The organism is Pseudoalteromonas shioyasakiensis, from assembly GCF_001550135.1.
GTDB lineage: Bacteria > Pseudomonadota > Gammaproteobacteria > Enterobacterales > Alteromonadaceae > Pseudoalteromonas > Pseudoalteromonas shioyasakiensis.
In genome coordinates this window covers 122,747-134,605 of sequence record NZ_LRUE01000005.1, presented here as the reverse complement: position 1 = coordinate 134,605, position 11,859 = coordinate 122,747, and the positions used below count along the sequence as shown (strand labels likewise).

The 11,859-nt window shown below is 41.1% G+C and carries 13 protein-coding genes; 10 read left to right on the top strand and 3 right to left on the bottom strand.

Annotation, left to right across the window (positions count from 1 at the left end):
- Window positions 1-38: 38 nt before the first annotated feature.
- Genes msbA through tcdA form a run of 6 tightly spaced genes read left to right on the top strand, consistent with a single transcriptional unit; the run spans window position 39 to window position 5,160 of the window.
- Window positions 39-1,781, top strand: coding sequence for a lipid A export permease/ATP-binding protein MsbA (msbA, locus tag PASHI_RS02470; protein ID WP_062564469.1), 1,743 nt, complete (start codon window positions 39-41; stop codon window positions 1,779-1,781).
- The gene (lpxK, locus tag PASHI_RS02465; protein ID WP_062564468.1) at window positions 1,781-2,758 is read left to right on the top strand and encodes a tetraacyldisaccharide 4'-kinase; all 978 of its coding nucleotides are present in this window, start codon (window positions 1,781-1,783) and stop codon (window positions 2,756-2,758) included. Before msbA ends, lpxK begins: the two co-directional genes overlap by 1 nt.
- Window positions 2,748-2,945, top strand: coding sequence for a Trm112 family protein (locus PASHI_RS02460; RefSeq protein ID WP_036968654.1), 198 nt, complete (start codon window positions 2,748-2,750; stop codon window positions 2,943-2,945). Before lpxK ends, PASHI_RS02460 begins: the two co-directional genes overlap by 11 nt.
- Entirely contained in the window at window positions 2,933-3,688 is a 756-nt protein-coding gene (gene kdsB, locus PASHI_RS02455) for a 3-deoxy-manno-octulosonate cytidylyltransferase (RefSeq protein WP_062564467.1), read from the top strand. The genes PASHI_RS02460 and kdsB overlap by 13 nt, the downstream gene beginning before the upstream one ends.
- 2 nt (window positions 3,689-3,690) lie before the next feature.
- The gene (locus PASHI_RS02450) at window positions 3,691-4,365 is read left to right on the top strand and encodes a TIGR01621 family pseudouridine synthase (RefSeq protein ID WP_062564466.1); all 675 of its coding nucleotides are present in this window, start codon (window positions 3,691-3,693) and stop codon (window positions 4,363-4,365) included.
- On the top strand, window positions 4,366-5,160 hold the full coding sequence (tcdA, locus tag PASHI_RS02445) for a tRNA cyclic N6-threonylcarbamoyladenosine(37) synthase TcdA (protein ID WP_062564465.1): 795 nt from the start codon (window positions 4,366-4,368) through the stop codon (window positions 5,158-5,160).
- Between the two features lie 3 nt (window positions 5,161-5,163).
- Here the strand turns inward: tcdA and PASHI_RS02440 are convergent, their stop codons facing one another.
- The 3 genes from PASHI_RS02440 to PASHI_RS02430 form a co-directional block, all read right to left on the bottom strand.
- Complete coding sequence (locus PASHI_RS02440) at window positions 5,164-5,577, bottom strand: SufE family protein (protein WP_062564464.1); 414 nt, start codon at window positions 5,575-5,577, stop codon at window positions 5,164-5,166.
- Between the two features lie 13 nt (window positions 5,578-5,590).
- A complete protein-coding gene (locus PASHI_RS02435; protein ID WP_062564463.1) occupies window positions 5,591-6,805 on the bottom strand; it encodes an aminotransferase class V-fold PLP-dependent enzyme in 1,215 nt (404 codons plus the stop codon).
- A gap of 111 nt (window positions 6,806-6,916) precedes the next feature.
- Window positions 6,917-8,203: a citrate synthase gene (locus tag PASHI_RS02430; protein WP_054551373.1), complete on the bottom strand. Its 1,287-nt coding sequence runs from the start codon at window positions 8,201-8,203 to the stop codon at window positions 6,917-6,919.
- Between the two features lie 409 nt (window positions 8,204-8,612).
- On the opposite strand from PASHI_RS02430, the gene sdhC reads away from it, so the two are divergent.
- From sdhC to PASHI_RS02410, 4 genes are read left to right on the top strand one after another with little or no spacing between them, the layout of a single operon-like run.
- Window positions 8,613-8,990 (top strand): succinate dehydrogenase, cytochrome b556 subunit, encoded by a 378-nt coding sequence (gene sdhC, locus PASHI_RS02425; protein WP_082401567.1) that lies wholly within the window; start codon window positions 8,613-8,615, stop codon window positions 8,988-8,990.
- Window positions 8,981-9,328, top strand: coding sequence for a succinate dehydrogenase, hydrophobic membrane anchor protein (gene sdhD / locus PASHI_RS02420; RefSeq protein WP_054551371.1), 348 nt, complete (start codon window positions 8,981-8,983; stop codon window positions 9,326-9,328). Before sdhC ends, sdhD begins: the two co-directional genes overlap by 10 nt.
- Complete coding sequence (gene sdhA / locus PASHI_RS02415; protein ID WP_054561569.1) at window positions 9,329-11,101, top strand: succinate dehydrogenase flavoprotein subunit; 1,773 nt, start codon at window positions 9,329-9,331, stop codon at window positions 11,099-11,101. It begins immediately after the preceding gene.
- Between the two features lie 10 nt (window positions 11,102-11,111).
- Window positions 11,112-11,828, top strand: a complete 717-nt coding sequence (locus PASHI_RS02410; protein WP_054551369.1) for a succinate dehydrogenase iron-sulfur subunit — start codon at window positions 11,112-11,114, stop codon at window positions 11,826-11,828.
- Window positions 11,829-11,859: the final 31 nt, after the last annotated feature.

Below are 11,859 nucleotides of genomic sequence, written 5' to 3'. Positions count from 1 at the left end.
AGGCTACAATAGTCGAAGTCTATGAATAAGAGAGTATTATGGATCAAACTACATCCCAAATCTATAAGCGATTAATCAGTTATGTGGGTGATTATAAGTTAATCGCGTTTTTCGCCATTGTAGGCATGATTGGCTATTCAGCCATGGATGCATTGTTTATAAATTTAATGAAGCCCTTCATTGATGAAGGTTTAAATGATCGTAACACTGATGTTTTAACTTATGCACCATTTGTTGTAATTGCATTGGTATTAGGTCGTGGCATGTTTAACTATATGTCGTCGTACTGTTTAAGTTATGTAGGCTCTCAAGTTGTAAGAACGTTGCGCCAACAATTATTCGAACATATTTTACATCTGCCGGTGTCTTTTCATGATAAAAATTCAAATGGCGATTTAATCTCTAAAATCACCTTTGATACTGAGCAGGTTCAACAAGCCATTACTAAAGCCCTGTTAATTGTTGTAAGGGAAGGGGCGTTTGTTGTTTTTTTACTTTTCAATATGTTTTATACAAGTTGGAAGTTATCGCTGATTTTCTTGGTTATTATTCCGCTGGTGGCAGTGATTGTTGCCTTTGTATCGAAACGTTTTCGTATGATTTCGAAAAAAATCCAATCTGCTATGGGCCAAGTAACTCGCAGTTCAGAGCAAATGCTATCTGGTCACAAGGTGATTCATGGCTTTGGTGGTCAACAGCAAGAGATATCGCAATTCTCGGCTATTAATAATCATAATCGTCAGCAGCGCATTAAAATGGATGCAACTAAAGCGTTAAGCGTTTCTGTTATCCAAATTTTGGCAGCAAGCGCGATGGCCGTGATTTTATGGGTTGTGTCTATGCCGTCGATGATTGATACCATCAGTTCGGGTGACTTCGTATTACTTATTTCATCAATGATGATGTTATTACGCCCACTGAAGCAACTTTCTAACGTTAATAGCGATTTACAACGTGGTATTTCTGCAGCGCAAAGTATCTTTTTAGTACTTGATGAAGAAGTAGAAAAAGACACTGGCACATACAGCGTTGACAAAGTAACTGGGAAAATTGAAGTGAACAATGTGACCTTTAAATACCCAACGAAAGATGAGCCTGTATTAGAGAATTTATCTCTTTCGATTAATGCAGGCGAAAGCATCGCATTGGTTGGCCGTTCTGGCTCAGGTAAATCGACCATCTCAAATTTATTACCGCGTTATTATGAGCTTGAAGGTGACAGTGAAATTTTGCTTGATGGCGTCAACATCGCTGATTACAAACTGACAGATTTACGTAAGCAATTTGCACTGGTATCTCAGCAAGTGGTTTTATTTAACGACACTATTACGAATAACATTTGCTATGGCCTTGACCGCGAATTAACAAACGAGGAGTTAATGGCGGTTGCCAAGCAAGCCCATGTTTGGGAGTTTGTTAAAGACTTACCAGAAGGTTTAGATACCATGGTGGGTGAAAACGGCGTTATGTTGTCAGGCGGCCAGCGTCAGCGAATAGCCATTGCGCGTGCAATATTAAAAGATGCCCCTATTTTGATTCTTGATGAGGCGACATCTGCACTTGACACTGAATCTGAAAAACTGATCCAGCAAGCACTTGATAGCTTAATGAAAGAAAAAACATCGATTGTGATAGCACACCGTTTATCAACAATAGAAAACAGTGATTGCATTTATGTCATCGACCATGGTCAAGTTATCGAAAAAGGCACGCATGGCGAGCTTCTTGAAAAAGACGGTACCTATAGTGCGTTATGTAAGATGCAATTTGGTGAGCAGTAGTGAGTGTTATTGAAAAAAGCTGGTATAAAAAGCCAGGCTTACTCAGCGTTCTGCTGTTACCTTTCAGTGTGCTTTTTTGGCTAATCTCAACGCTTCGTGCTTTGTTATATAAGCTTAATATACTAAAAGCATTTAAAGCGCATCTTCCTGTCATTGTTGTTGGTAACATTAGTGTGGGTGGAAACGGCAAAACGCCATTTGTTATTTGGCTTGCTGAGTACTTACAGCAGCAAGGTTTAAAAGTGGCTGTGATCAGTCGTGGCTATGGTGGTCAGTCTGATTCGTATCCTTTGTTAGTGACTGAACAAACGAGTACAGCGCAAGCTGGTGACGAACCAGTACTTATTAAACGCCGCCTAGATTGTGTTGTAATGGTTGGCCCTGACCGACAAGCGAGTATAAAAAAATTAGAACAACATGATATCGATGTCATTATTTCTGATGATGGCATGCAGCATTATAAAATGGCGCGTGATATCGAATGTTGTATCGTTGATAGTGAACGCCAATTTGGTAACGGTTTATTAATGCCTGCAGGTCCACTTCGTGAAACCAAAGCGCGCTTAAAATCGGTTGATTTAGTCATAGAAAATGGTGGCAACGCTCAAAGCCGCTATGATTTAACATCAAGCCCATTTCGTACCGTAAGTAATTCAGAACTTGTCAATTCAGTTCAAGATAAAGGCCATGCGGTCAGTGCTATTGGTAACCCCAAACGCTTTGAAATAAGTCTTGAGCAGCAAGGCATTAACTTACTATCAACTCATCATTTTCGTGATCATTATGCCTACCAAGCAAATGACTTTAGCGATTTTGCAGATGACGCTGTATTTATGACAGAAAAAGATGCAGTTAAATGCTTTAGTTTTGCTAAACCAAATTGGTATTATTTACCTGTTGATGCAAAGCCAACAGCAGCAGTTATCGAAAAACTTAATTTATTATTAAAACAAAAAGGGATCCTCAATGGCCTTTGATACAAAATTACTTGAAATTATCGCTTGCCCAGTGTGTAAAGGTAAACTACGTCTTGATAAAGAAAATCAAGAGCTTATCAGTACTGCTGCGAAACTAGCGTACCCAATCAAAGACGATATCCCGGTGCTTTTAGAAAATGAAGCCCGTGAATTAAGCCAAGAAGAGGTTGATAAGTGGAATTCGTAGTCGTTATCCCAGCTCGCTACGCATCGACGCGTTTACCAGGTAAACCACTTGCTGATATTTGTGGTAAACCAATGATCCAACATGTTTATGAAAAAGCGGTTGCATCAGGTGCATCACAAGTTTATGTAGCGACTGATCATCAAACAGTGTTTGATGCAGTAAAGAAGTTTACTGATAATGTATTGATGACACGAGAAGATCACCAATCAGGCACAGAACGTTTAGCTGAAGTTGTTGAACAGTTAAAACTTGAAAGTGACACTATTGTTGTCAACGTGCAAGGTGATGAGCCTTTATTGGCAAGCGAAAATGTATCTCAAGTTGCCATGCTACTTGCTGATTCTGATGCGCCAATGGCGACTTTGAGCACCAGCATTGATGAGATTGATGATATATTTAATCCCAACTGTGTAAAAGTCATTAACGATGCAGACAACAATGCACTGTATTTTTCGCGTTCGCCAATCCCTTATCACCGTGATGCGATGATGAATGATGACCGAGATAAGCTAGATCTTGCTGATTTTGCACGCCATATTGGTATTTATGCTTATCGTGCTGGCTTTATTAAGGACTACATCGAATTACCAGAATCTCGATTAGAGCTTTTAGAGTCTTTAGAGCAGCTTCGCGTACTTTATCATGGTCACAAAATTAAAATCGCAAAAGCTCTGTGTGCACCGCAAGCAGGCGTAGATACCCCTGAAGACTTAGCGCGCGTTATTGCAGTGCTTGGCAACTAAAAATGCATGATGTAAACAATGTTCATCTTCATGCCAGTGAAGATGACTTCTTTGTTTTTTATAAACCAGCAGGTGTGAGCTTTCATAGTGAACAATGTGCTGGTTTTGTCGTACTTGCTGAAGAGCTTGTTAATGAGAAGCTCTATCCGGTTCATAGGCTAGATAAAGTAACATCAGGTTTAATTATATTAGCCCGTAACAAAGAAGCAGCAGCCGAATTCACTTCGCTATTTTCTGATCATAAAATAAATAAGTTTTATCTAGCCGTAAGTGATGCTAAGCCTAAGAAAAAGCAAGGTTGGATAAAAGGGGATATGCAGAAAAGTCGTCGTGGTGCATTTAAGCTGTTAAAGAGCCAAACGAATCCTGCTATCACACGCTTTTACTCAAAAAGTATTCGACCAGGGCTTCGTGCATACTTGTTAAAGCCATTCTCTGGTAAGACACATCAGCTTAGAGTCGCGATGAAAAGCTTAGGCGCTCCAATTCTAGGTGATAGTACCTATGCTGGTAGTAAAGACGAGCGCACAAACTTGCATGCCTATGCACTACAATTTAGCTATAAAGAGCAGCTTAAAGAGTATCGATGTGATTACACTTTGGGTACTCATCTTAATAAAGTTTTTAACTCAGACGAATTCAAAGAGTGGACAGCTCCTTGGACGTTGGATTGGTAAATGAAAGAAACAACACAAGACATCCGTTTTGGTGGCATTAAACGTTTATATGGCCATCAACAATTTGATTGGTTACAACAAGCACATTTTTGTGTCATTGGTATTGGTGGCGTAGGGAGTTGGGCTGCTGAAGCATTGGCCCGAACGGGTGTAGGACAACTAACCCTCATTGATTTAGATGATATTTGTGCAACCAATGTTAATCGTCAAATTCATGCTTTAACTGGCACCGTAGGCGAAGCAAAAGTAGAAGCGATGAAAACACGTTGTGAGCTTATAAATCCAGATATCAAAATTAATGTTATTGACGATTTCATTACGCTAGATAACATTCGTGAGCATATTCAAGGTTTTGACTATGTGATTGATTGTATTGATGCTGTAAAAGAAAAAGCTGCGCTTATTGCTCACTGTAAACGCATAAAACTACCGGTTATTACCACCGGAGGCGCAGGCGGGCAAACCGACCCTAGTCAAATCTGTTTTGGTGACGTTGCAAAGACAACCCATGATCCATTGCTTGCAAAAGTACGTTATATTTTGCGAAAGCAGTACAACTTTAGTAGCAATCCAAAGCGAAAATTTAACGTCGATTGTGTTTATTCTACAGAGCAGCTTGTATATCCAACCTCTGAAGGTGAGGTTTGCCAAGCAAAACAAGGTGCAGATGGTTCAATGAATATGGACTGTAATAATGGTTTTGGCTCTGCAACCATGGTGACAGGCAGCTTTGGCTTTTTTGTTGCAGCCAAAGCGATTAGAAAATACCTCGATAAAAAACAGCGTAGTTTGTAAAACTTATTGTTTTTGTTCAGCCATGGTTTGAATTTTATCAACCATGGCTTTAATACCATTACCACGAGAAGGGCTCAAATGTCTAATTAGACCGAGTCGTTCAAATTCATCATAGGCATTAATTTGCGCTGCTTGCTCCGGTGTTAGACCATTGTATAAGGCTAAAATTAAAGCTAATAGTCCTTTAACGATGCGAGTATCTGAATCGCCCGCTAATACCAGGCTGTTTTCTGTATGATCAAAGTCGATATACAGCCATACTTTACTTTCACAGCCTTTAACAAGGGCATCATCTACTTTGAGTACTTCAGGCATAACAGGTAATTGCTTACCTAAGAGCATTATTTGGCGATATTTTTGCTGCCAGCCTGCAGCTGTTTCAATGTTTTTACTAACGGCTTCAAACGCTGAATTCATTACTTATCCAAAATTAATCTAATAACTCAATACTACTTTTAACAGCACTGATAAAGGCATCGACATCAGCTTTAGTGTTATATAACGCAAAACTTGCTCGTACAGTTCCTGGTATACCTAAATGGCTCATTATAGGTTGCGTACAATGATGGCCACTACGCACGGCAACGCCAAATCCATCAAGTAGGGTGGCTAAATCAAACGGATGTTCATCGCGATAATTAAAACTAATGTTACCGATGTTATCTGTTTGGTTTGAATAGATATTAATACCATCAATAGCTGATAATTGTTTTATCGCATAGTCAAAAACTGTATGCTCATGTTGACGCATTTGCTGAAAATCTAACGATATTAAATAATTTATTGCCTCACTAAAGGCAATGACACCTGCAATATTGGGTGTTCCTGCTTCAAATTTACCCGGCGCATCACGAAAAGTGCTGTGTGTTAGGTTCACTGTTTCGATCATTTCGCCACCGGTTTGATATACATCGAGCGAATTTAACAGCTCAAATCGGCCATATAGGCCTCCTAAACCTGTCGGCCCGAGCATTTTATGGGCAGAAAACACGTAAAAATCACAGGAAATTTCTTGTAAATTAGGGCGTAAATGCATCGCTGCCTGCGCACCATCAATAACAGAAATAGCATTAATGGCTTTACATGCGCTAATGATTGGCGCTAAATCAGTGATATTCCCAAGGGTATTTGATGCATGGGTAATAGCGACTATTTTAGGCTTTTGTTGCTTGATAAATTCACTACAGTGCACGCTATTAATAGTTAAATCATTTTCTATCGGCAAAATAATGACTTCTGCACCGGTACGCTGAGCTAGCTGTTGCCAAGGGACGATGTTAGCGTGGTGTTCAATAGCAGATAGGGCAATTTTATCGCCAGGATTAAGCCTCGAAGCCAGACCATTTGCGATTAAATTAATCGATTCGGTTGCCCCTTTGGTCCACACTATCTCATTATTTTTTACAGAAAAATAATCTGCAAGTAGCGTTCGTGTATGCTCATATTGGCGTGTCGCGTTTTCACTGAGTGTATGGCGGCCGCGGTGCACATTGGCGTTCTCGTGGCTATAAAAACGGCTAAGAGCATTAATAACTGCCTGTGGCTTTTGCGAGGTCGCTGCTGAGTCTAAATACACCAAAGGCTGCTCATTGACTGTTTCATTCAGTATGGGAAAGTCAGCACGTATTTTTGTGATATCGAACATGAAAGGCCTTAAGCTACAAGAATGCGACGATTTTAATTACTTTGCACAAATAGACAAGTGCAGGGCAACAAAAAAGGCCGCATAGCGGCCTTTTTTAAACGCAAATTCGTATTAACGCTTGTCTGTTGGTACGTAATCGCGTGAAGTTTCACCAGTGTATAACTGACGAGGACGGCTGATCTTGTGACCAGGTTGAGAAAGCATCTCATCCCAGTGAGAGATCCAACCAACAGTACGTGACATTGCAAAGATTACAGTGAACATGCTTGTTGGAATACCGATTGCTTTTAAGATGATACCTGAGTAGAAATCTACGTTAGGGTAAAGTTTCTTCTCAACGAAGTATGGGTCTTCAAGTGCAATTTGCTCAAGCTTCATAGCGATATCAAGAAGTGGATCTTGAATGTTTAGCTCAGCAAGTACTTCGTGACATGTTTGACGCATTACTGTCGCACGTGGGTCGAAGTTTTTGTATACACGGTGACCAAAGCCCATAAGACGGAAAGGATCAGACTTATCTTTTGCTTTAGCAACGTACTCGTCGATACGGTCAACAGAGCCGATTTCTTCTAACATGTTAAGACATGCTTCGTTAGCACCACCGTGCGCAGGGCCCCATAGAGATGCGATACCAGCCGCGATACACGCGTAAGGGTTAGCACCTGAAGAACCAGCTAGACGAACAGTTGACGTTGATGCGTTTTGCTCGTGGTCAGCGTGAAGCATGAAGATTTTGTCCATTGCTTTAGCAAGAACAGGGCTTACTTTGTATTCTTCAGCTGGTACTGAGAACATCATGTGTAAGAAGTTTTCAGCGAAGCTTAAGTCGTTACGTGGGTAAACAAACGGTTGACCTACATTGTATTTGTAAGCCATCGCAGCGATAGTTGGTAATTTAGCAACTAGCTTGATTGCGCTTGTTTTACGTTGTGTTGCGTCAGTGATGTCTAAATCTTCGTGATAGAAAGAAGAAAGAGCACCTACAACACCACACAGCATTGCCATTGGGTGAGCGTCAAAGCGGAAACCTTGGAAGAAGTTTGCGATTTTAGTATCAAGCATTGTGTTGTGCGTGATTTCTTGAGCAAACGCTTCGTATTGTTCTTTAGTCGGTAATTCGCCGTTTAATAGTAAGTAGCAAAGCTCGATGTAGTTTGATTCATCAGCTAATTGCTCGATTGGGTAACCACGGTGTAATAAAACACCTTTGCCGCCATCGATGTAAGTGATTGAAGATTCACAAGAACCGGTCGACATGAAACCTGGGTCGTAAGTGAAGTGACCGTGTGAACCTAACGTACGTACGTCGATTACGTCTTGGCCAGCAGTGCCTTGGTAAATTGGAAGTTCGATTGGATCAAGACCATCAATATGGACCGTGGCTTTCTTATCCGCCATCTATTTATCTCCTATTAAGATAACAACTCTGATTGTTATGTTCTGAATCTGTTTAAGCACATTCTTTTCATTTTAACGTGAAAGAGGGGTATAAAGTCAATTTTTATAAACATTATGCACAAATGGATAATAAATATTCTGCCAGGATTAAATATTATACTATTGGCTAATTCGCAAACGTCTCTTACTAAACAAGAATTGTAAAAAGACCTTTGGCTATATATACTATCCAAGGTTTTATACCGTATTGTCTGTAGGTAAACTTTATTTTTACATTTGAGTTTTGCATAAGTGTGAACTTTTTGTGTATCAACACGGTTTACTTAGATAGTTCCATCGAAATTCATTTTGATGGGTTTTAGAAAAACAAGTAGATGAGCTCCTTAGTGGGCAAGATGGGCAAGTAACTGTGAAAAAGCAAAGACCTGTAAATCTAGATCTAACAACTATATCTATGCCGGCAACGGCTAAAGCATCAATTTTTCACCGCGTCACCGGTGTTGCATTATTTTTTGCTTTAACGTTTGTCATTTGGGCTTGGTCTGAGTCTCTTTCTTCTGCAGAAGGTTTTGAATTCGTCAAGGGTCTGTTCAGCGGATTCATTGCCAAATTCATAGCATGGGGCACCATTTCTGTATTGGCGTATCACTTAATCGGTGGTATCCGTCATATCATTATGGACATGGGTCACTGGGAAGAACTTGAATCAGGTAACTTCAGCGCTAAAGTTGCATTAGCTTTAGGTGTTGTAGCTGCAATTCTAGCAGGAGTGTGGATATGGTTTTAAATCAAGCAACTCTTAAACGTGATGGTGTACAAGATTTCGTATCACTACGTGCAACAGCATTAATAATCAGCGCTTACGCGATTTTTATTATCGGCTATTTTTTATGTACGCCAGAAGTCACTTTCGAAGCCTGGCAAGGCCTATTCTCTAACCTAGCAATGAAAGGGTTCACCTTAATTACCCTAGTTTGCATTATGGTTCACACCCGTATCGGCCTTTGGCAAGTTCTTACTGACTATGTTAAATGCGCTAAATTACGTGCTGTTTTAGGCTTTGTATTAAACCTTATGGCTGTTGCTTACGTAGCAATTGGTCTAATCGTTTTATGGGGTGTTTAAGTGAATTATTCTGTTCGTGAATTTGACGCTGTAGTGATTGGTGCAGGTGGTGCGGGTATGCGCGCAGCACTAGCTATCACTGAATCAGGCAAAACCTGTGCACTTATCTCAAAAGTTTTCCCTACACGTTCTCACACTGTGTCTGCACAGGGTGGTATTACGGTTGCTCTGGGTAACTCACATGAAGATAACTGGGAATGGCACATGTACGATACTGTTAAAGGTTCCGATTTCATCGGTGACCAAGACGCTATCGAATATATGTGTAAAACAGGCCCAGAAGCTATTACTGAATTAGAAAACATGGGTTTACCATTTTCTCGTTTTGAAAATGGCCGTGTTTACCAACGTCCTTTCGGCGGTCAGTCGAAAAATTTTGGTGGTGAACAGGCTGCACGTACTGCAGCAGCAGCTGACCGTACTGGTCACGCGCTATTACACTGTTTATACCAACAGAACGTTAAAAACAAAACTAACGTATTCTCTGAGTGGTACGCACTAGATTTAGTTAAAAACAGCGACGGTCACGTTGTTGGTTGTACAGCAATCGACATCGAGTCTGGCGAAGTTGTTTACTTCAAATCAAAAGCTGTTGTTTTAGCAACAGGTGGTGCAGGCCGTATCTACGCATCGACAACGAATGCACACATCAATACTGGTGACGGTGTTGGTATGGCTACACGTGCTGGTGTTGCAATGCAAGATATGGAAATGTGGCAGTTCCACCCAACAGGTATCGCCGGTGCCGGTGTACTTGTAACTGAAGGTTGTCGTGGTGAAGGTGGTTACCTTCTAAATAAAGACGGCGAACGCTTCATGGAACGTTACGCACCAAATGCAAAAGACTTAGCGTCTCGTGACGTTGTTGCTCGTTCAATGATGACTGAGATCCGTGAAGGTCGTGGTTGTGATGGTCCTTACGGCCCACACATCAAGCTTAAGCTTGACCACTTAGGTGAAGAAACACTTAACTTACGTCTTCCAGGCGTATGTGACCTTGCGAAAACATTCGCACACGTTGATCCAGCTAAAGAACCAATTCCAGTTATCCCAACATGTCACTACATGATGGGTGGTGTTCCAACTAACGTAAATGGTCAAGCATTACAAATTGATGCAAACGGCCAAGAGAAAGTAGTTGAAGGTTTATTCGCTGTTGGTGAGATTGCATGTGTATCTGTACACGGTGCTAACCGCCTAGGTGGTAACTCACTACTTGACTTAGTTGTATTCGGCCGCGCAGCTGGTAATTTCTTAGGTAAGTACCTTAACGGTGTTGAAGCAGGTAAAGATGCGTCTGATTCAGACCTTGAAGCATCACTTGCACGCTTTAACCGTTGGGAAAACTCTAAAGCTGGCCAAGGTGAAGACCCAGTACAAATCAAGAAAGACCTACAAATGTGTATGCAACTTAACTTCTCGGTATTCCGTGAAGGTGATGCAATGGCAACAGGTCTTAAAGAGCTTAAAGAAATTCGTGAACGTCTTCAGTACGCTCGTCTTGACGACAAGTCGACTGAGTTCAACACTGCACGTATCGAATGTCTAGAGCTTGATAACTTGATGGAAACAGCATACTCAACAGCAGTAGCTGCAAACTTCCGTACAGAAAGCCGTGGTGCACACTCTCGTTTTGACTTCCCAGATCGTGATGACGATAACTGGCTATGTCACTCTATCTATAACCCAGTTACAGATGAAATGACAAAACGTGAAGTAAACTACGCGCCGAAACTGCGTGAAGCTTTCCCACCTAAAGCACGTACATACTAGGAGCGAGACGATGGCACAAGTACAATTTTCGGTTTATCGTTACAATCCAGATGTTGATAATGCACCACGTATGCAGGACTTCTCGCTAGAAACGCAAGAAGGCCAAGATATGATGGTATTGGATGCGCTTATGCAATTAAAAGAGCAAGATCCAACATTATCATTCCGTCGTTCATGCCGTGAAGGTGTGTGTGGTTCAGACGGTATCAACATGAATGGTAAAAACGGTTTAGCGTGTATTACTCCTTTATCAACGCTACTTAAAGGTGGCAAAGGTAAAATCGTAATTCGTCCTTTACCAGGTTTACCTGTGGTACGTGACCTTGTTATTGACATGAGTCAGTTCTACACTCAATACGAAAAAGTTAAGCCTTACCTAATCAACGACACGCCTGCGGCGGGTGAGCGTCTTCAGTCAATCGAAGAACGTGATAAGTTAGATGGCTTATATGAGTGTATCTTATGTGCATGTTGTTCAACATCGTGTCCTTCGTTCTGGTGGAATCCAGACAAGTTCATCGGTCCTGCGGGTCTTCTTCATGCGTATCGTTTCTTGGCTGATAGCCGCGATACAGCTACTGAAGAGCGTCTTGCTGACCTTGACGATGCGTTCAGCGTGTTCCGTTGTCACAGTATCATGAACTGTGTTAGCGTGTGTCCAAAAGGTCTTAACCCGACCAAAGCAATTGGACAAATCAAATCAATGCTTTTAAACCGCGCTGTTTAAAGCTTGAATATGTAAGGTGGTTAAGTGATTA